The organism is Entomohabitans teleogrylli (assembly GCF_001484765.1).
Lineage (GTDB): Bacteria > Pseudomonadota > Gammaproteobacteria > Enterobacterales > Enterobacteriaceae > Entomohabitans > Entomohabitans teleogrylli.
On the sequence record NZ_KQ947376.1, the window covers coordinates 233,819 to 253,191 of the forward strand.

General features: G+C 57.0%; 22 protein-coding genes. 10 read left to right on the forward strand and 12 right to left on the reverse strand.

The window, feature by feature from the left end:
- Positions 1-22 precede the first annotated feature (22 nt).
- Positions 23-961, forward strand: coding sequence for a DNA-binding transcriptional activator PunR (gene punR / locus AQ981_RS01105; RefSeq protein ID WP_058909907.1), 939 nt, complete (start codon positions 23-25; stop codon positions 959-961).
- On the opposite strand, the gene purR is transcribed toward punR, so the two are convergent.
- Positions 958-1,983 (reverse strand): HTH-type transcriptional repressor PurR, encoded by a 1,026-nt coding sequence (gene purR / locus AQ981_RS01110; RefSeq protein ID WP_058909908.1) that lies wholly within the window; start codon positions 1,981-1,983, stop codon positions 958-960. The two genes, punR and purR, sit on opposite strands and share 4 nt — an antisense overlap.
- A gap of 286 nt (positions 1,984-2,269) precedes the next feature.
- Here purR and cydH point away from each other — a divergent pair, with 286 nt between their 5' ends.
- Both cydH and AQ981_RS01115 read left to right on the forward strand, forming a co-directional pair.
- On the forward strand, positions 2,270-2,359 hold the full coding sequence (cydH, locus tag AQ981_RS27115; RefSeq protein WP_121500595.1) for a cytochrome bd-I oxidase subunit CydH: 90 nt from the start codon (positions 2,270-2,272) through the stop codon (positions 2,357-2,359).
- A 259-nt stretch (positions 2,360-2,618) separates the two neighbouring features.
- The gene (locus AQ981_RS01115; RefSeq protein WP_058909909.1) at positions 2,619-3,785 is read left to right on the forward strand and encodes an MFS transporter; all 1,167 of its coding nucleotides are present in this window, start codon (positions 2,619-2,621) and stop codon (positions 3,783-3,785) included.
- Positions 3,786-3,845: 60 nt separating this feature from the next.
- Here AQ981_RS01115 and sodB read toward each other — a convergent pair whose 3' ends face one another.
- Entirely contained in the window at positions 3,846-4,427 is a 582-nt protein-coding gene (gene sodB, locus AQ981_RS01120) for a superoxide dismutase [Fe] (RefSeq protein ID WP_058909910.1), read from the reverse strand.
- Positions 4,428-4,551: 124 nt separating this feature from the next.
- Complete coding sequence (locus AQ981_RS01125; RefSeq protein ID WP_058909911.1) at positions 4,552-5,394, reverse strand: C40 family peptidase; 843 nt, start codon at positions 5,392-5,394, stop codon at positions 4,552-4,554.
- Between the two features lie 388 nt (positions 5,395-5,782).
- Between AQ981_RS01125 and grxD the strand changes: the two genes are divergently transcribed.
- On the forward strand, positions 5,783-6,124 hold the full coding sequence (gene grxD, locus AQ981_RS01130; RefSeq protein ID WP_058909912.1) for a monothiol glutaredoxin 4: 342 nt from the start codon (positions 5,783-5,785) through the stop codon (positions 6,122-6,124).
- 42 nt (positions 6,125-6,166) lie between these two features.
- Here grxD and rnt read toward each other — a convergent pair whose 3' ends face one another.
- The 5 genes from rnt to eptA all read right to left on the reverse strand — a co-directional run bounded on the left by rnt (position 6,167) and on the right by eptA (position 11,139).
- On the reverse strand, positions 6,167-6,820 hold the full coding sequence (gene rnt / locus AQ981_RS01135) for a ribonuclease T (protein ID WP_058909913.1): 654 nt from the start codon (positions 6,818-6,820) through the stop codon (positions 6,167-6,169).
- Positions 6,821-7,054: 234 nt separating this feature from the next.
- The gene (gene gloA / locus AQ981_RS01140) at positions 7,055-7,462 is read right to left on the reverse strand and encodes a lactoylglutathione lyase (RefSeq protein ID WP_058909914.1); all 408 of its coding nucleotides are present in this window, start codon (positions 7,460-7,462) and stop codon (positions 7,055-7,057) included.
- A gap of 86 nt (positions 7,463-7,548) precedes the next feature.
- On the reverse strand, positions 7,549-8,646 hold the full coding sequence (nemA, locus tag AQ981_RS01145) for an alkene reductase (RefSeq protein WP_058909915.1): 1,098 nt from the start codon (positions 8,644-8,646) through the stop codon (positions 7,549-7,551).
- Between the two features lie 154 nt (positions 8,647-8,800).
- Positions 8,801-9,421 carry a TetR/AcrR family transcriptional regulator gene (locus tag AQ981_RS01150; RefSeq protein WP_058909916.1) on the reverse strand — a complete coding sequence of 207 codons (621 nt, stop codon included), beginning with the start codon at positions 9,419-9,421 and terminating at the stop codon, positions 8,801-8,803.
- Positions 9,422-9,510: 89 nt separating this feature from the next.
- Entirely contained in the window at positions 9,511-11,139 is a 1,629-nt protein-coding gene (gene eptA, locus AQ981_RS01155; RefSeq protein ID WP_058909917.1) for a phosphoethanolamine transferase EptA, read from the reverse strand.
- A gap of 185 nt (positions 11,140-11,324) precedes the next feature.
- On the opposite strand from eptA, the gene AQ981_RS01160 reads away from it, so the two are divergent.
- The 3 genes from AQ981_RS01160 (at position 11,325) to sodC (ending at position 13,110) form a co-directional block, all read left to right on the forward strand.
- A complete protein-coding gene (locus tag AQ981_RS01160; protein ID WP_058909918.1) occupies positions 11,325-11,564 on the forward strand; it encodes a DUF1289 domain-containing protein in 240 nt (79 codons plus the stop codon).
- Positions 11,565-11,613: 49 nt separating this feature from the next.
- A complete protein-coding gene (locus tag AQ981_RS01165; RefSeq protein ID WP_058909919.1) occupies positions 11,614-12,510 on the forward strand; it encodes an aldo/keto reductase in 897 nt (298 codons plus the stop codon).
- Positions 12,511-12,588: 78 nt separating this feature from the next.
- On the forward strand, positions 12,589-13,110 hold the full coding sequence (gene sodC / locus AQ981_RS01170; protein WP_058909920.1) for a superoxide dismutase family protein: 522 nt from the start codon (positions 12,589-12,591) through the stop codon (positions 13,108-13,110).
- Here the strand turns inward: sodC and AQ981_RS01175 are convergent.
- The 3 genes from AQ981_RS01175 to AQ981_RS01185 are packed head-to-tail and all read right to left on the reverse strand — an operon-like array spanning position 13,103 to position 16,233.
- Complete coding sequence (locus AQ981_RS01175; protein ID WP_420809734.1) at positions 13,103-15,130, reverse strand: FUSC family protein; 2,028 nt, start codon at positions 15,128-15,130, stop codon at positions 13,103-13,105. The genes sodC and AQ981_RS01175 overlap by 8 nt on opposite strands.
- A gap of 4 nt (positions 15,131-15,134) precedes the next feature.
- The gene (locus AQ981_RS01180) at positions 15,135-15,992 is read right to left on the reverse strand and encodes an efflux RND transporter periplasmic adaptor subunit (RefSeq protein ID WP_058909921.1); all 858 of its coding nucleotides are present in this window, start codon (positions 15,990-15,992) and stop codon (positions 15,135-15,137) included.
- 4 nt (positions 15,993-15,996) lie between these two features.
- A complete protein-coding gene (locus AQ981_RS01185; RefSeq protein ID WP_058909922.1) occupies positions 15,997-16,233 on the reverse strand; it encodes a DUF1656 domain-containing protein in 237 nt (78 codons plus the stop codon).
- Positions 16,234-16,408: 175 nt separating this feature from the next.
- Here AQ981_RS01185 and slyA point away from each other — a divergent pair, with 175 nt between their 5' ends.
- Positions 16,409-16,849 carry a transcriptional regulator SlyA gene (gene slyA, locus AQ981_RS01190; protein ID WP_058909923.1) on the forward strand — a complete coding sequence of 147 codons (441 nt, stop codon included), beginning with the start codon at positions 16,409-16,411 and terminating at the stop codon, positions 16,847-16,849.
- Between the two features lie 207 nt (positions 16,850-17,056).
- On the opposite strand, the gene slyB is transcribed toward slyA, so the two are convergent.
- Positions 17,057-17,524, reverse strand: a complete 468-nt coding sequence (gene slyB, locus AQ981_RS01195; protein WP_058909924.1) for an outer membrane lipoprotein SlyB — start codon at positions 17,522-17,524, stop codon at positions 17,057-17,059.
- A gap of 276 nt (positions 17,525-17,800) precedes the next feature.
- On the opposite strand from slyB, the gene anmK reads away from it, so the two are divergent.
- Together anmK and mliC are read left to right on the forward strand one after the other, a co-directional pair.
- A complete protein-coding gene (gene anmK, locus AQ981_RS01200; RefSeq protein WP_058909925.1) occupies positions 17,801-18,925 on the forward strand; it encodes an anhydro-N-acetylmuramic acid kinase in 1,125 nt (374 codons plus the stop codon).
- A 74-nt stretch (positions 18,926-18,999) separates the two neighbouring features.
- Positions 19,000-19,329 carry a C-type lysozyme inhibitor gene (mliC, locus tag AQ981_RS01205; RefSeq protein ID WP_071608776.1) on the forward strand — a complete coding sequence of 110 codons (330 nt, stop codon included), beginning with the start codon at positions 19,000-19,002 and terminating at the stop codon, positions 19,327-19,329.
- Positions 19,330-19,373: the final 44 nt, after the last annotated feature.

Sequence of the window (19,373 nt, forward strand, 5' to 3'; positions counted from 1 at the left end):
GCAAAATTTTTGAAGGCAGAATATGTGGTCAGAATATGCGCTGGAAGTGGTGGATGCGGTAGCGCGCAATGGCAGCTTCAGCGCCGCCGCCCAGGAGTTGCACCGGGTGCCCTCCGCGGTCAGCTATACGGTACGCCAGCTTGAGACATGGCTGGCGGTGCCGCTGTTCGAGCGGCGCCATCGCGATGTGCAGTTGACGCCGGCCGGGGTCTATTTTTTGCGTGAAGGGCGGGCTGTTATCAAAAAAATGCTTGCCACCCGTCAACAGTGCCAACAGATCGCCAACGGCTGGCGCGGCCAGCTATCCATTGCGGTGGATAACATTGTCCGCACCGATCGCACCCGCCAGCTGGTACTGGATTTTTATCGCCATTTCCCCGATGTGGAATTACTGATCTCCCAGGAGGTGTTTAACGGGGTCTGGGACGCAATGGCGGATGGCCGGGTGGAAGTGGCGATCGGCGCCACACAGGCGATCCCGGTCGGCGGCCGCTACGCTTTTCGGGATATGGGGATGCTGAGCTGGCATTGCGTGGTGGCCAGCCATCATCCGCTGGCCAGTATGCCCGGGCCGCTGAGCGACGACGAGCTGCGGCGCTGGCCGTCGCTGGTGCTGGAAGATACCTCGCGGTCGCTGCCCAGACGTACCACCTGGCTGCTGGATAATCAGCGGCGGGTCGTGGCGCCGGGCTGGGATTCCGCCCGGGACTGTCTGTCCGCCGGGCTGTGTATCGGGATGGTACCGGTACATATCGCCGCGCCGTGGATTGCCCGCGGCGAGTGGCATATTCTGGCGCTGGAGAATCCGTTTCCGGATGCCGCCTGTTGCCTGAGCTGGCAGCCAAACGATGCCTCGCCGGCGCTGAACTGGCTGCTGGAATATCTGGGGGACAGTGAAACCCTCAATGCCGAGTGGCTGCGTGAACCGGTAGCGCCGACCCACGCAGCACAGCGCCTTTAGCGGCGGTAGTCGAGGAATGGACCGTCGGCCACCGAACGGCGTTCGACCAGACGCGGGTGGACCTCAATGGACTGGGATTCCTCGCGCTTATTGATGATCCTGTCGAGCAGCATATTAAAGGCAGTTTCGCCCAGCGAATCTTTCGGCTGGTGAATGGTGGTCAGGGCCGGGGTGAAATAGCGGGCGTTGCGCACATTGTCATAACCGATCACCGAAATATCCTGCGGCACCCGCAGCCCCATTTCGTCGGCGGCGCAGATAGCGCCCATCGCCATCACATCGCCGCCGCAGAATACGGCGGTCGGACGGTGGGCGCAGGAGAGGATCTGCTGCATGGCGCGGTAGCCGGATTCCGGCTCAAAGTCGCCCTGTACAATCCAGCTCTCCGGCATCTTAATGCCGGCTTCTTCCAGCGCTTTCATAAAGCCCGCCAGCCGCCCGGCGCCGGTGTTACGCTCCAGCGGTCCGGGGATCACGCCTACCTCGCGGTGGCCGCGTTCAATTAAATAGCGACCGGCCATATAGCCGCCTTCGAAGGCGTTATCCACCACAGAATCGGTAAAGTCGGCCCTGGCTTCGCCCCAGTCCATGACCACCATCGGGATATGGCGGTACTCTTCGAGGGTGGCGAGCAGCGACTCCGGGTATTCGGAACACATGACCAGCAGACCATCGACGCGCTTCTGGGCCATCATCGACAGATAGGCGCGCTGCTTTTCCGGACTATTCCAGGCGTTGCCAAGGATCAGGGTATAACCTTTGGCGAAGCAGTTTTTTTCAACAGCTTCAATGATTTCGGCGAAGTAGGGCGCTTCGCTGCTGGTGGCCAGCAGCCCGATGGATTTGGTGTGGTTAACCTTCAGGCTACGCGCGACGGCGCTGGGCGAATAATGTAATTCTTTAATCGCTGCCCAGACGGCGTTGCGGGTTTCTTCCGCGACGAACCGCGTTTTGTTAATAACATGTGATACTGTTGTTGTGGAAACGTTTGCGCGCTTCGCGACGTCTTTAATTGTTGCCATCAGATGTTACTCCAGACCAATCCCTAATTTCCTGAAAAACCACCAGGTAATCGTTTGCTTTTCGCCATCCCGCGCTGCGGCGGTTCGGGCAGCAGAAGGGGAAAAAATGCAAGGAAGGGTAAACGGTGGTGCTAAAAATAAAGTAGCTGGGGATTTTGGCTGATATTTATCAAAAGTGGAAGAGGCAAATCACAGATCGTTCTTATTCACACAAGATTTTTGTGCCATTTTATGGGAAAATGATCTGAACCAGATTTTACTGGAAGCATAAGAAAGGAGAAAGTTGATGAGTATTGAGCTGAGATATGCCCTGTTGACGACTCTGGTCACCCTGGGAGGGATTGTGGTTGTAGGTATTATTGCGGTTGTGCACTAAGTTTCTCTGGCCGCCCGCTGCGTCGCTGGCTGGCGCGGCGGATTGGTTTTCTCCCCTCAGCGATGTTCTGCGCCGTTCACGGTGCTTTCTTCCGCGTTATTCTCTGCCAGTCTGTCAATAAAAGAAAAAATTATAAACAAATATGCAATAGTGTTTTGCCTGGCGCCGCCTTTCCCGTAGCCTGTCCCGCTGCCATCATAGCCCCAACCTGCACAATATATCCGGCGTACTCAGATGTACCGGACAATATGGAGTCACAATGAGAATCAACTTTCCTTTACTGGCGCTGGCGATTGGCGCTTTTGGCATTGGTACCACGGAGTTTTCCCCTATGGGGCTGCTGCCGGCCATTGCCCGCGGGGTGGATGTCTCTATTCCCGCCGCCGGTATGCTGATAAGCGCCTACGCCATCGGGGTGATGGTCGGGGCGCCGCTGATGACGCTACTGTTATCGCATCGCGCCCGGCGCAGCGCGCTGATTCTGCTGATGGCGATTTTCACCGTCGGCAATCTGCTGTCCGCCATTGCGCCGGATTATATGACGCTGATGGCATCGCGAATTCTCACCAGCCTGAACCACGGCGCTTTCTTTGGTCTCGGGTCGGTGGTGGCGGCAAGCGTAGTGCCGCGTGAAAAACAGGCCAGCGCGGTCGCCACCATGTTTATGGGGCTGACGATCGCCAATATCGGCGGCGTACCGGCGGCGACCTGGCTGGGCGAGGCGGTAGGCTGGCGCATGTCATTCCTCGCGACCGCCGGACTGGGCGTGGTGGCGATGGTCAGTCTGTTCTTTTCCCTGCCTGCCGGCGGCGCGGGTGAAAGACCGGACGTGAAGAGCGAAATGGCGGTGCTGATGCGTCCACAGGTGGTGTTCGCGCTGCTGACGACGGTACTGAGCGCCGGGGCGATGTTTACGCTGTATACCTATATTTCACCGGTACTTCAGCGTCTGACCCACGCCTCGCCGACGTTTATTACCGCTATGCTGGTGCTGATTGGCGTGGGGTTCTCGCTGGGCAACTATCTCGGCGGTAAACTTGCCGACCGCTCTCTGAACGGTACGCTGAAAGGCTTCCTGTTGCTGTTGATGATAATCATGCTGACGATCCCGCTGTTGGCGCGCAGTGAAGTAGGCGCCGCGCTGGCGATGGTTATCTGGGGTGCGGCGACCTTTGCCGTGGTCCCGCCGCTACAGATGAAGGTCATGCGCGTCGCCAGCGAAGCGCCGGGGCTGTCGTCATCGGTCAATATCGGGGCCTTTAACCTCGGTAATGCGCTGGGGGCCGCCGCCGGGGGGGCGGTGATTTCCGGCGGGTTGGGCTATGGTTTTGTGCCGGTAATGGGCGCGATTATCGCCGGTCTGGGGCTGTTGCTGGTGCTGCTCAGCACCCGTAAAGCGCCTCAGACGGCCTGCGAAGTAGAATAAAAGTGGCGTAAACAAAAAAGCGGAGCGCATGTCTCCGCTTTTTAGTGGCTGAAAGGCGCGTCAGGCGGCAAAGTTCTTCGCGACAAACGCCCAGTTCACCAGCGCCCAGAAATGCTCAAGATAGCTCGGCCGCGCATTGCGGTAGTCGATGTAGTAAGCATGTTCCCAGACGTCTACCGTCAGCAGCGGTGTGGCGCTACCGGTCAGCGGGGTAGCGGCGTTGGAGGTAGAGACAATAGCCAGACTGCCGTCGGCGTTCTTCACCAGCCAGGTCCAGCCAGAGCCGAAGTTTTTCGCCGCTGCGTCGCTGAACTGCTGTTTGAACGCCGCAACGCTGCCGAATGCGCCATTAATCGCTTCCAGCAGCGCGCCCTGCGGATCGCCGCCGGCGTTCGGAGCCAGACAGTTCCAGTAGAAGGTGTGGTTCCATACCTGGGCCGCATTGTTAAAGATCCCGCCTTCGGAAGTACGAATAATCTCTTCCAGCGATTTACCTTCAAACGGGGTGCCTTTGATCAGGTTATTCAGATTAGTGACATACGCCTGGTGATGCTTACCGTGATGATATTCCAGCGTTTCTGCGGAAATATGCGGGGCCAGCGCATCTTTGGCGTAAGGTAATGCAGGTAATTCGAACGACATTGCTTCACTCCTTATTATTTTTGACTGGCGCTCAATAACCATACTGAGTGCGTGGTTATGGTAGCAAAATAACAGGGTAAGCAGAAGAAGCGGTTACCCGCCGACGACAGGCGGGTAACCGATATCAGCGGACGTTTTTCGGGGTCATCACCCGGCGGGCGCCGACATAATGACGCTGCCAGTAATCTTCGCTGAGCGAGGTGATTTGAATATCACGGCCGGTACGCGGGGACTGAATAAATTTGCCGTTGCCGACGTAAACGCCGACGTGATCGGCGGTACCGCGCCCCTGGGTGCGGAAGAACACCAGATCGCCGGTGACCAGCTCGCTTTTGGATACCGGTGCGGCGTCGCGCAGATGATACATCTCATTAGCGGTACGCGGAATGCGGAATTTCACCAGATCCTTATAGGCGTAGTAGACCAGTCCGCTGCAGTCGAACCCGGTACGTGGCGATGTGCCGCCCCAGCGGTAGGGTTTGCCCAGTTGATCCATCAGTGTATTCAGAGCCGTCTGGCGGGCGCTGTGTACCCGCTGTTTATGGGCGCTGGCGATGGTGGTTCCCGCCGCCGTCGCTTTGACTTTTTCACAGCGCTGCTTATACCCTTTGCGCGGTTTAGTACATTTCACGATCATCGCGGTCTGGCCAGCGCCGGCATGCCGGGACTCACTGAGCGGTTTACTGTTGCGGCGCTTGACCATTTTGGTTTTTGCGGCCGGGGCGGTCTGGGTCTTGCGGGAGGCTGTCGCTTTTTTCGAGGGGGTTTTAGCGCGGATTTTAGCTGTGGAATTCTTAGTTTTCTTGTTGCTGACGGTTTTGCTGCTGCTCTTCTGGGTGGTCTTGCCGGCGTGTGCCTTATGAATAGCGGTGCTGCTGGCTTGCGGGGAGGCCAGCGCCAGCGGCGTATAAGGCAAGATAAAAAGCAGAGCACAGAACGTGACAGAAGTTTTTGTTATCCGCGCCACTCGTTCGAATCCCCTGAATAGGTCAGGCGCCAGGCCTGTGATTGTTTTTAATGTCTGGCGATTCTAATGCATAAGAATGCGGAAAGTTAATATCCTTTTTCCGTTGAACCTCAGAATCAGAACCAGTTGCAAGATTTTTAGACAAGCGTAACCGCCTGGAAATGTATTGCTGCATTTTTTTGTTACTAAATGTTGACGCGACGCGTACTTAACCCGATATTCCCCGGCTGCTTATCCCGGCGCGCGACAGGCTGCGCAGAGAATACCCGTGCTAAACAGGTGTTTTCCCGGGGCAGAGGAGTGGCTACAATAGTCAGATTGCGCAATTGCCCGCCTGATTCGCTGCGGGTAAATGCAACGCCGTAAGACGCACTGAGGAAGCAAGACAATGAGTACAACAATTGAAAAAATCCAGCGCCAGATCGCTGAGAACCCGATTCTGCTGTATATGAAAGGTTCGCCTAAATTACCCAGCTGCGGCTTCTCGGCTCAGGCGGTACAGGCGCTGTCAGCCTGCGGCGAGCGCTTTGCTTATGTCGATATTTTGCAAAATCCGGATATTCGCGCCGAATTGCCGAAATACGCCAACTGGCCGACCTTCCCGCAACTGTGGGTGGACGGTGAACTGGTAGGCGGCTGTGATATCGTCATTGAAATGTATCAGCGCGGTGAATTGCAACAGCTGATTAAAGAGACCGCGGCGAAATATAAGTCTGAAGACGCTGAATAAACGTCACTCAAAAAAAAGGGCGGCCCGCGGGTCGCCCTTTTTTTATGCTGCCGGCTCTTCGGCCTGCGGCAACGGCCAGCCGCCGAGGCGTTTCCAGCGGTTGACGATTTCGCAAAACAGCAGGGCGGTTTGCTCAGTGTCATACAGCGCCGAATGGGCCTGGCTGGAATCGAACTTGATACCGGCGGCGATACAGGCTTTGGCCAGAACGGTTTGCCCCAGCGCCAGCCCGCTCAGGGCGGCGGTATCGAAGGTGACGAAAGGGTGAAACGGGTTGCGCTTCAGAGAGGCCCGCTCCGCCGCGGCCATCATAAACGAATGGTCGAAGGTCGCGTTATGGGCCACCATAATTGCCCGACTACAGTCGGCGTCTTTCATACCTTTTCTGATGGCTTTAAAAATCGCGTGCAGAGCGTCATATTCGCTGACCGCGCCGCGCAGCGGGTTATGCGGATCGATGCCGTTAAACGCCAGCGCTTCAGGATTTAAGACCGCTCCCTCAAATGGAGCCACGTGAAAGTGCAGCGTCTGGTCTACGGCCAGCCAGCCCTGGGAGTCCATTTTCAGCGTGATGGCGGCAATCTCGAGCAGCGCATCGGTTTTAGCGTTGAAGCCGGCGGTTTCCACATCGATAACCACCGGATAAAAACCACGAAAGCGGTCACACAGACCGGGGAGTTGAGCGTTATCAGACATCAGTGTCTCTTGTTACGGGGAAAATGCAGCGTGCATTATGGCAAATTTCGCCCACGGATGCAGTAGCGGACGCACCACGTCGGCGCGACAGGCGCCTTCGCCCCCGGGATGGCAAAACTTACCTGCACCGGCAGTGGCGAAAACGAAAAAATCGATGGATTTTCTTCAGTTACCATAAAGCCCAAAAATACGCTTTTGGGCTTTGCCAGCGACCGTGACGGACGCCCGAAGAGATTAATTGCCCAGACCTTTACCGGCGTCTTTTTCTTCGATCAATTCGATTTTATAGCCGTCGGGATCTTCCACAAAAGCAATCACCGTGGTGCCGCCTTTGACCGGGCCGGCTTCGCGGGTGACGTTACCGCCGTTGCGGCGAATGCGCTCGCAGGCCTCAGCGGCGTTGTCGACGCTCAGGGCGATATGACCGTAGGCGCTGCCCAGCTCATAGCTGTCCACGCCCCAGTTGTAGGTCAGTTCAATCACGGCTTCTTCACTTTCCGGGCCGTATCCGACAAATGCCAGCGAGTATTTATACTCCGGGTTTTCGCTGGTGCGCAGCAGCGTCATACCGAGAACGTTGGTATAAAAATCAATAGAGCGTTGCAGATCGCCGACGCGCAGCATGGTGTGAAGTAAGCGCATAATGACCTCTCAGATTGGATTCGCTTTAAAAGGTGGCAAACGACGGAAAGTATAGCGGCGAACGCGCGCCGCTATCAATGATGCTCTCAGAGTGTGGGGTAGTCGGTGTAGCCTTCGGCGCCGCCGCCGTAGAAGCTTTCCGGGCGCTGCGCATTGAGCGGCGCCCGGCGTTTCAGGCGTTCGACCAGATCCGGGTTGGCAATATAATCCCGACCGAATGCCGCCGCATCAATAAATCCCTGTTCGATCAGGTGCTGGGCTTTTTCACGGCTGTAAGCGCCGGCGCCGACAATCACGCCGCTGAAGCGATCGCGCAACTGTTGGCGGAAAGCGTCACTGTAGGGTTTGCCGCCGGCCCAGTCAGGCTCCGAGACGTGCAGATAAGCCAGGCCGCGTTTGCCCAGTTCCGACACCAGATACAGCGCCGCCTCTTCCTGATCCTCGCCATTGTCCAGGCCGTTAAACGGTCCCAGCGGCGAAATACGAATGCCGATGCGCCCGGCGCTCCAGGCGTCGATAGCGGCGTCCACCACTTCCAGCACCAGGCGGGTGCGGTTTTCAATACTGCCGCCGTAGTTGTCAGTCCGCTGGTTTGATGCCGGGGACAGGAACTGATGCAGCAGATAGCCATGGGCCGAATGCAGTTCTACCAGATCAAAGCCGGCTTCGCGGGCGTTGATAATCGCCTGGCGGAAATCATTGACAATCCCCGGGATCTCTTCTGTTTTCAGGGCGCGCGGCGTTGAGGTATCGACGCGCGTTACTGTGCCATCTGCGTCACGCAGGGTGGTGCGGGTTTCGGCGCGTATGGCTGACGGCGCGACCGGCGCTTCGCCACCCGGCTGCAGACTACTGTGAGAGATTCGCCCGGTATGCCATAACTGTACCGCCATATGCCCCTGACGGGCGTGGACGCCGTCGGTAATTTTTCTCCATGCCTGGATCTGCTCCGGGCTGTGCAGACCCGGAGCGCCTGCGTAGCCTTTGGCCTGGGCGGAAATCTGGGTGGCTTCGCTGATGATCAGACCCGCGCCGGCGCGCTGCTGGTAGTATTCCGCCATCAGCGGGGTGGGAATATCGCCGGGCTCGATGCTGCGCAGGCGCGTCAGCGGAGCCATAAAAATGCGGTTAGATACTGTGATGTCGCCCACCTGCAGTGGGGTAAACAAGGTTTCGGTTGTCATATTCGCTCCGCTGGTAATAGACCGGTCGTCTTGTGATAAGGTCAATAAAAATCCGGGACGGTCAACCGCTTCAGGAATGCCGGCAACACGCCCCGGAGTCGAAAATAAACAGCTAAATCAGACGCGCTGATGTTTACTGCGCCGCTGTTGCAAACTACGCCGCATCAGGCGCGCTTGCGCTGGCCGGCGCGGCCAGAATACGGTTAACGTGCGCCAGCGCGCTTTCCAGCGGGGCGGGAGCACGCAGAATTTTCGCCTGCAAGTTGGCGCCCAGCCACAGGGCATATAGCGTGCGGGCCAGCGCCGGCGCATCGCCGACAAAATTAATACTCTGCTCCTGGCGTCCCTGTTCCAGCGCCGTGGCGATCAGGGCGACCACCCGGGAGGTTCCCTGTTCCAGCGCACCGCGCATATCTTCCGACAGATCGCACACTTCCGCCGAGAGTTTGACGGTCAGGCAACCGCTGATGGCGCCGCTGTTACAGAACTGACTCAGGGCCTGCTGAAAATAGGTCTGTAACCGGTCGCGATAATTACCGGCGCCGTGATTAAATAGCTGCGCCAGCTGGTGGTTATAGCCTGCATAATGGTGTTCCAGCATCGCTACGCCGAAAGCCTCTTTGGAACGAAAGTAATGGTAAAAAGAGCCTTTCGGCACCCCGGCGGTGCGCAACAGTTCGCTCAGCCCCATCCCGGTAAACCCTTTCTGCAGGCAGAGCTGTTCGCCAGTGATCAGCAGATGTTCGCGAGTATCATGTTCAGTTCGTCGATTCATGGGGCCTACTGTAGTAGACCGTTCGGTCTAGCGCAAGGGTTTTATCCGCGGCGGCGAGGAAAATATTCCCGGCGCCGCGGAGAGCCAGATCAGCGCTGGCGGCAACTGGCCAGAATATCCATCTGCGGCTGGTACAGGGCCGTATGGATATCCAGCATACCCAACATGGTATGAAACAGATTGTCCTGAGAGACCTCTTGCTTTGCCGCCATGGTGTTCAGGCATTGGGTATTGATACGGAAATTTTGCGCATAGCTACCGGATAACCAGAACAGAAAGGGGATGTGGGTCTGCCCGGACGGCGCCAGCATGTAGGGCGTGCCGTGCAGATAAATACCGTTTTCTCCCAGCGATTCGCCGTGATCGGAGAGATAAACCAGCGCCGTATTGAGCTTATCCGAGCGCTGCTTCAGGGCGTCGATAGTGTTACTGACAAGGGTATCGGTATACAAAATGGTATTGTCGTAAGTATTTATCAGTTGCTGCTGGCTGCAATCCTGAATCTGGTTGCTGTCGCAGGTGGGGGTAAAGCGGCGGAATTGCGGCGGATAGCGGCGGTAATAGGACGGGCCATGGCTGCCCATTAGGTGCAACACAATCACCGTATCCTGGCGAACGCCGTCGAGAATGTTGTTCAGGCGGTGTAACTGTATGCCATCCAGGCAGGCGCCGTTACTGCACAGATCATTAAGCTGCCATTGGGTCATATCGGTATGGGGAATTCGGTCGCAGGCCCCTTTACAACCGCCGTCGTTCTCGCGCCACAGCAGGTTAATCCCGGCGTGGGACATCACGTCGAGCAGTCCTTCCTGATGGCGCGCCAGGCTGGCGTCATACTGCTTGCGCGGCATGCCGGAGAACATACAGGGCACCGATACCGCGGTTTCGGTACCGCAGGAAGAGGCGTGGGAGAAAAAGACCACGTGTTGTTTTTTCAACTCCGGGTTGGTTTCGCGAGGGTAGCCGTTAAGGGAATAGTTGGCTGCCCGGGAGGCTTCGCCCACCACCAGAATCACGACGGTCTTCTTTTGCTGCCCCAACAATAGCGGCCCCTTACGGGCATCCTCGCCGATGCGGATAAGCGTCTTATCGCCGGCAAACCAGCGCGATTTGGCGTAGCCGGACAGGGCGCTGATGTAGTTAACCGGCGTCACCATTTTGACCACGCTTTTATTATTACGGAACAGCGAGGCGTAGTCTTTATAAAACACGGCGGCGATCAGGATTATCGCCAACAGCGCCGCCAGTACTGCGGCGAAGCGCATCGCCAGCGTGTACCACCAGCGATTGCCGCGTATTCGCACCAGCGCCAGCGCCAGGCCGGGGATGATGCCGCCTGCCAGCAGCCAGATCAGCAACTGCGGGGTAATCAGCGCCGTGGCTTCCTGGGAGTTGGTTTCGAACACGTTAACCATCATATTGCGGTCAATCACCGCGCCGTAGGCGGACATAAAGTAATTCACCGCCGCACAGCCGATCAGCAGTATCACCAGCACGGGTTTGCGCAACAGCGGCAGGTTAATGATGTTGAAGATAATCTGCCATCCGCAGAACAGCACTACCGGGATCGACAGGGCGAACAGCCACTCATGCAGCGAGGCGGGGGCGATAAGCTGCCAGGTACGGTGAATAAACAGCCCATTGATTGCGGTGAACAGCAGCGCACAGCCGCTATTAAAAACCGCATCGTTACACTGTAACTTTTTGATGAACGCCATAATCTTAGAATTGAAAAGTGGTTTATGGCGCTGACTATAAGCAACAAAGATTAGAACAACCTTAATGGGCTGTATCGCTTCAGGTGCGGAGGAAAGGTGATTGTGTTCGCTATTTCTGCCCGTAAGGTTGCATCCTGCGCCCGGGCAAGCTTCAATTGTATCAATACTGTTAACCAGGTGGCGTTGTGGCTGAGCAGCTTGAATTTTTCCCGGTACCAAGTCCCTGTCGCGGGATTTGCCAGGCGGATGAGAAAGGGTATTGCCGCGGCTGTATGCGCAGCCGCGAGGAGCGTTTTACCTGGCAAACCATGACCGATGCCCGCAAGCAGGAGGTACTGCGCCTGTGCCGCCAGCGGCTGCTGCGCAAATTACGCGCAAACAAAGCGCAATCCCCGGAAGAACCTCAACAACCTTCACTGTTTTGAGTGCGTCAGCCGTTATACTGGCGGGCAGCGATCAACAAGGATATCAATTATGGTACAGCGAATTGTGATGGCCCCCCAGGGCCCGGCGTTTTCCCGGCTGGTGATGGGCTACTGGCGGTTGATGGAGTGGAATATGTCCGCGGGTCAACTGGCCGGATTTATTGAGCAACATCTCGACCTTGGCATTACTACGGTCGATCATGCGGATATTTACGGCGGCTATCGCTGTGAAGCCGCTTTCGGCGATGCGCTGCGCCTGGCGCCGCACCTGCGCCAGCGCATGGAAATCGTCACCAAGTGCGGTATCGCCACCACGGCGCACCCGGATAACGTTATCGGCCATTATATTACTGACCGCGATCATATCATCCACAGCGCCAATGCCTCACTGCGCCATCTCGGCACTGATTATCTCGATCTGCTGTTGATTCACCGTCCGGATCCGCTGATGGATGCCGATGAAGTGGCGGAGGCGTTTATCGCCCTGCACCAGAGCGGTAAAGTGCGCCACTTCGGGGTGTCTAACTTTACGCCTGCGCAGTTTACCCTGTTGCAGTCGCGGCTGCCGTTTACCCTCGCCACCAACCAGGTGGAGATCTCTGTGGTCCATCAACCGCTGTTGCTCGACGGCACCCTCGACCAGCTCCAGCAGTTGCGCATCCGCCCGATGGCGTGGTCCTGTCTGGGGGGCGGTCGGTTGTTCAGCGATGACGCCTTCCAGGCGCTGCGCGATGAACTGCAAAAAGTGATGGATGAAACCAGCGCCAGTACCATCGAGCAGGTGGTGTATGCGTGGATACTGCGTCTGCCGTCGCAGCCAGTGCCGATTATCGGCTCCGGGAAGATCGAGCGGGTTCGTTCAGCGGTTAAGGCGCTGGATGTTGAATTATCGCGTCAGCAGTGGTTCCGAATCCGAAAGGCGGCGCTGGGCTATGATGTTCCTTGAGTTAATGCATCACCATGTTTTAGTCTCACTTATGCCCGCTTAATGCGGGCTATATATACTGATAAATAAGGAGAAAACATGAAACGTCTTACTCTGGCAGCGATTTCCCTTTTTGCCTGCGCCGCTGTTCAGGCAACCAGCAAAGATGTCGAAATGCATGTGGTCACCGGCGAGGGTATCGGCGCCGCGGCAGGCCATGTGACTATCAGTGAAACGCCGGAAGGGCTGATGTTTACCCCGCAACTGAAAGGGTTGCCGGAAGGTGAACACGGCTTTCACGTCCACGCCAAAGGAAGTTGTGAATCCACTACGGTGGACGGCAAGACGGTAGCCGCCGGCGCGGCGGGCGGCCATTTTGATCCGGCCAATACCGGCAAACACCTTGGTCCGGAAGGCGACGGCCATCTCGGCGATCTGCCGGTGCTGGAAGTCAATGCCCAGGGCGAAGCCACTAAAGCGGTCACCGCGCCGCGCATCAAGAAACTCAGTGAGATCGAAGGGCTGGCGCTGATGGTGCATGCCGGCGGCGATAATATGTCCGACCATCCGAAACCGCTGGGCGGTGGCGGCGATCGCGTGGTTTGCGGCGTGATTAAGTAATCGCCGGCTGTGTGATATCTCCTGGCGGCGCCTGTTCCAGTTGTTGTAGCGAACAGTACAGCCGCCAGACCAGCGTCGCCAGTTCCCGGGCGTCCGGGCTGTGATGGCGCGTCAGGGTATGGCAAATGCGCTGCAATTCCGCCAGTGTCTCCGCCAGCGGCCGGTGCTGCACCCCGCGTACGCTCATGACGTTACGCAGCGCCGCGATACAGATGTCGCGCACCTGCGACAGCGGGTCGGAACGGGTTTCCCAGGCGCGCAGTTGCCAGACCACGTGGCTACAGTTGAGCAGTACCACCCCCCAGCGTAGCAGCCAGCGGCGCGCGACCTCATCCTTACTATTACTGAGCTGGTTAATATGGTGATAAACCAGCGATTCGAACTGGCTTTCGTTAAGACCGGGTTTACGGCTGAGTTGATCGACAAATCCGCGCCGGATAGCGCGAATATGGCGACGGCTTTTGCGCGAATCGGAACTGGGGCGCAGCAGTGAGAACGCCACCCACGACATGCCCACGCCGATCACTTTGGCGAGATTTTCGTTGAGAAACCCGGAAAAGTCATAGGTCGGAGGATTGGTCACCGCAATAAACGATCCCATAAAGACTATAAGTTGCCCCCACAGCCCGGCGTATTTTTTCATCTGCAGCTTCAGTAACTGCATGGTGATGAGCAGCGGCACCAGAAACAGCAGGAATTGCCATAGTTCGGTGATTTGTACCATCAGGCCAAATTTGACGACGAAGCTGAACAGCGACAGTAGCACCAGTGTGCGCATCAGTAACGTCAGCGAGCCGTGGGGCGATGGCGCCGATGAATAGAGAACGCAGCTGATCGCCGCCAGCGCCAGGGCGCTATCGCCCGCGTCCCACTGGGTGGCAATACACCATGCGCCGACGCCAGTGATCACGCAGAAAGTGCGCAGGGCGCTCCAGGCAGCTTCCGCATTGTCGGTATGGCGTGCCAGTGACGGTGTCACGGGAGGGCTGATTGCCGATTCTGGCGTCTCGTTCTCCAGTTGGCGTAACCAGCGGCTGCTGTCGAGGTATTGCCAGCAAAAATAGCGCAGTCGTTGCCAGAAAGCTCGCTGGCGGTAGTCAGCGTCGTCTGTCGGAAGAATCGGCGCCAGCAGGCGAGCGACGCTGTATTTATCGGCGCCCGGTCGCGCCAGTTCGGCGAGCAGCGCATCCAGGGTCGGCCAGAGGTGCGGCGGCGGCTCCGGCCAGTTGAGCAGAATACGCCGCAGGCCGGAAATAATGCTGGTCAGGCGCAACTGTTGATGGAGCAGATAGTTGAGCAGATTATTCTGGCGCCGGAAGCGGTAGTGACTCCAGAAGGCCTGAATGCGCAGCAAATTCATGGTCATGATCTGCCCGATAACCGATTCGTGCGCCGAGCGAATTGCATCGGTGGTTTCCGCTTTCCATAGCAGACTGGCGTGTTCCAGCAGGCGAGCGTGCATGTTTTTCAGGGCGGCGATTAGCGCGGCGCCGTCCGAGGTGCTGGGGAGCACCATCATCATAAACCCGCCGCACAGGATGCCGACAATGACTTCGCAGACGCGGGACTGGGCTATTTCCCACAGCTCGGTGATATCGCTGATATTGATGGTCGGAAAGGCGATGATGGCCGCGGTATAACCCGCCAGCGCGAAAGCGTAGGCGGCATTATTCTGGTACTGACTGGAAACCCACGTACAGGCGGCCAGCCAGGTGGCCATCGCCAGAGTGAACAGCCATGGGTCGTTGAGGGTATGACCGGCAATAATCAGCGCCGCGGTGGCGCCGATCAGGCTTCCAATGCTGCGCCCGAGGCTTTTACTGATCACCCCCCCGACAGTGGGGAAACTGACCACCGCGGCGGAAGTCATCGCCCAGTAGGGCTCGTCGAGTTGCAGAGTGTAGGCAATGCTCAGCGCCAGCGCCATCGCGATACTGTTGCGCAGCGCATAGCGCCACTGTCCGGGATTGGCTTTGCCCCAGGGCGTGGCAGACCAGGCGCGGGCGGCGAGTTTTATCATCGCTTTACGGCCGCAGTGAGACGGTACAGGTGGTCCCTGACACCAGCGTGACATCCTCCGGCAGCGCATCAAGGCGAATACGTACCGGCACGCGCTGGGCAAGCCGCACCCAGGGGACATTGGGTTTTACATCTGGCACCAGGTCGCTGCTGTTTTCTACACTCTGGTCGTAGATAGCGCGCCCGATACTGTCTACCGTACCGCTCAGATGACGGCGATCGCTGTAGAGTATGATCTGCGCTTTATCGCCAGTTTTAATGTTGCGCAGTTTGGTTTCTTCAAAATAGCCGATGACATAGAAGGAGTGGCTGTCTACCAGTGCGAATACCGGTTTGCCGGCGCTGGCATAGTTGCCTTCCCGGGCGCTGAGATTGGTTACCCAGCCGTCTACCGGCGCTTTAACCGTCGCCTGCTCCTGCTGCCAGCGCGCCTGTTGTAGTGTGGCTTCGGCGACTTTCACATTGGCCCGGGCGGCCTTCAGGTTCAGGTTGGCGGTATCGAGATCTTCGGCGGAGATGTAGTTATCCGGCAGGTTGCGGCGGCGGCTGGCTTCATGATTGGCTTTGGCGAGGTCGGACTGCGCTCTGGCCAGTTGCGCTTCGGCATTGAGCTCTGCGATGTGGAAAGGCGTCGTGTCGAGAGTAAACAGCACATCGCCGGCTTTAACGAACTGATTATCCCTGACCTCGAGCCGGGTGATGGCGCCGGATACCTGCGGCGTGATACTGACCTGCTCGGCGCGCACTTTGCCGTCGCGGGTCCATGGGGATTGCATGTAGTAATTCCACAGTAACCATCCGACCACCAGGGCGAGGGCGAAAACCAACAGCGTGGAAAAATATTTCAATGTTTTCAATGTCATGGTGTTACCATATCACCAGCAGAACCAGAGCGGCGCACACTGAGAGCGAAAAAAGCGACAGATCCATCAGCGTCGGGTGCCAGATATCCCCGGAATACATCCAGTCGCGGAGTAGCCGGTGCAGAAAAAGCCAGATAAAAAAGCCCAGCAAAACGGCCCGAAAGCCGGGCGGAAAGTAGACGGAGGCGCCTACCACCAGGTCCTGTAACGGGAAACCGACGCTGTAAAATGAGAGGTTCACTTCAGATAATCCTTTAAATTGTCAGCCATGACTGCCGTTTCCCATTACATAGTTGTAGAATGAAATTATAGCTGTCTGCATAACATCAGCAAAAGTAAGGATTTAGTTTTTGTGGAATAAGCCTGCGTCACAGTGTAAAAGTAGTATAATAACTTAGCAAGCTAATTATAAGGAGATGAAATTGGAATCGCCATTAGGATCTGACCTTTCACGTTTGGTGCGAATCTGGCGTGCTCTGATTGATCATCGCCTGAAACCTCTGGAGTTAACGCAGACTCATTGGGTCACACTGCATAATATTCATCAGTTGCCCCCCGATCAGTCGCAAATTCAGTTGGCCAAGGCGATAGGGATTGAGCAGCCTTCCCTGGTTCGTACACTCGATCAGCTTGAGGAAAAGGGGCTAATATCCCGTCACACCTGCGCCAGCGATCGCCGGGCGAAACGGATCAAATTAACGGATAAAGCCGCGCCAATTATTGCCGGGATGGAGGAAGTGATCGCCAAAACCCGCGGCGAAATTCTTGCTGGAATTAGTGATGAAGAACAGGCATTGCTGATTGACCTGATATCCCGGCTGGAACAGAACATTATTTCCCTGCAATCACGGGACTGATTCTGGATCGGTAAAAGCCTCGTTGCTGGGGCTTTTGCGGTTGCCGATTTCCTGCACCTTTCTCTTTCTGCGGCGCGAGCCGACATATTTTTACGCCCGCTTATTGTGCCAATATCTGCCATAAAGCAATCGCCATGCGATGATAATACGCGTCGATGCTATTCAGGATTGGCAAAAGCAGGGCAGCCAAAATGCTGCCCGATGAGATTAGCGAGGGGAAACGGTAATTTGCGAACCGTTGCTGGCCATGCTGACGCGCTGGCCGACGGAGAAGCGGGAAGAACCCTGTTTCTGCACTACCATGATGGTATTACCGTCATCCTTACGGATTTCCAGCTCAACCCCGGTAGTTTTATTCAGGCTGCTCTGGACGCCCTGACCGGCAACGCCGCCCGCGACAGCGCCTGCCGCCGTAGCCAGTGAACGGCCAGTGCCGCCGCCGATAGTATTACCCAGAAAGCCGCCCAGTACCGCGCCGCCGATAGCGCCGATGACATTGCCATCTTCGCCGCCCTGGATTTGAACCTCGCGCACATGCACGATGGTCCCATAGGTTACGCTCTGAACCTGTTTGGCTTCTGATGCGGAATAGACATCGCCGGAAAGCGTATTATTGCTAACGCAGCCCGCCAGGGTTAGTCCGACCAGAGAAACTGCCAGTACGCGCAAAATCATTATGACTCTCCTGTTCACTTTCAAACACTCTGACGAGTATCCATCAATAACTAAATTATAGGGTATTTGACCACCTTATTGCAGGGGGTTCACCCGGTCACTGTAAAAATAATAAAAGATTGCGCATTAACAGTGAATAAATCAGCGCGTGATATTCTATGAACCGGATTGATTAACGTGTGGCACAGTTTGTTAGAAAGCATTAATAAATCATAGTATTGCCTGGCGCTTTATGGTGGACTACAGCAAATGCTGCCGGGAGGCTAAGGAACACTGATGAGATCGGGTCGTTATATTGGGGTGATGTCAGGAACCAGCCTTGACGGTGTGGACGTGGTGTTAGCCGCCATAGATAAAACGCTGGTTGCCCAGCAGGCCAGCTATAGTCACCCGATTCCGCTGGCGCTGAAGCAGGATATCCTGGCTATCTGCCAGGGGCAGCCGCTGACCCTGTCGCAGCTCGGCCAGCTTGACACGCGTCTGGGGCGGCTGTTCGCCGAGGCGGTACTCACGCTGATGCGCCGCGAAGGGCTGACTCCCGGCGATGTGGCGGCGATAGGCTGCCACGGCCAGACCGTCTGGCATGAGCCTGGCGGCGAGGCGCCAAATACGCTGCAGATTGGCGATAATAACCAGATTGTTGCTCATACCGGGGTGACGGTGGTCGGGGATTTCCGGCGTCGCGATATGGCGCTCGGGGGCCAGGGCGCGCCGCTGGTGCCGGCGTTTCACCACGCGCTGCTGGGGCACCCGGTTGAACGGCGGATGGTGCTGAATATCGGCGGTATCGCCAACCTTTCGTTACTGATTCCCGGCAGCCCGGTGCGCGGTTTCGACACCGGCCCCGGCAATATGCTCATGGATGCCTGGATCTGGCGTCAGCAGGGTAAAGCTTTTGATAAAGACGCACAGTGGGCCCGCCGCGGTAAAGTGGTGACGCCGCTACTGCAGCAAATGCTCAGCGATGCCTATTTTTCCGCGCCGGCGCCGAAAAGCACCGGGCGGGAATATTTCAATTACGGCTGGGTCGAACGCCATCTGCGTCAGTTCCCGCTGCTGGCGCCGGAAGATGTTCAGGCGACTCTCGCAGAACTGACGGCGGTGACGATTGCCGAAGAGGTGATGCTCAGCGGCGGCTGTGAACGTCTGCTGGTCTGCGGCGGCGGAAGCCGCAACCCGCTATTGATGGCCCGGCTGGCGGCGCTGCTGCCGGGAACCGAGGTTGGACCGACGGATGCGTTTGGCATCAGCGGCGACGATATGGAAGCGCTGGCCTTTGCCTGGCTGGCGTTCCGCACACTCTCCGGCCTGCCGGGGAACTTACCTTCGGTCACCGGCGCCGGGCAGTCGACAGTTCTCGGGGCGATTTATCCGGCCAATCCGCTGCATTATCAGAGTTAACCGCATTTTACCTGCGGCGCTGCGCGGTAGACTTTGAGGGATAACTCCCCCGGGGGAGCGGAACTGATCGGGACATGACAATGAAAAAAGCGCTTTTACTGGCATTACCTGTTTTTTTGACTGGCTGTAGCTACTACAACGCGTTTCTGGAACGTATGAATACCGATACGCTACAGTATCAGTGCGAGGAGAAGCCCCTGACCGTGAAGTTGAACAATCAGCGCCAGCAGGTCAGCTTTGTGTATGACAACCAGTTGTTGACCCTGAAACAGGGGCTGTCCGCTTCTGGCGCCCGTTATTCCGACGGTATCTATGTTTTCTGGTCGAAAGGCGACAGCGCGACGGTTTATCACCGGGATAGTATCGTACTGAATAACTGCCAGTTACAGGCGCCGGCGCGTTGAGATTTCTTGACGGGGGGCGCAGAATAAGCCCACCCGAAGATTTC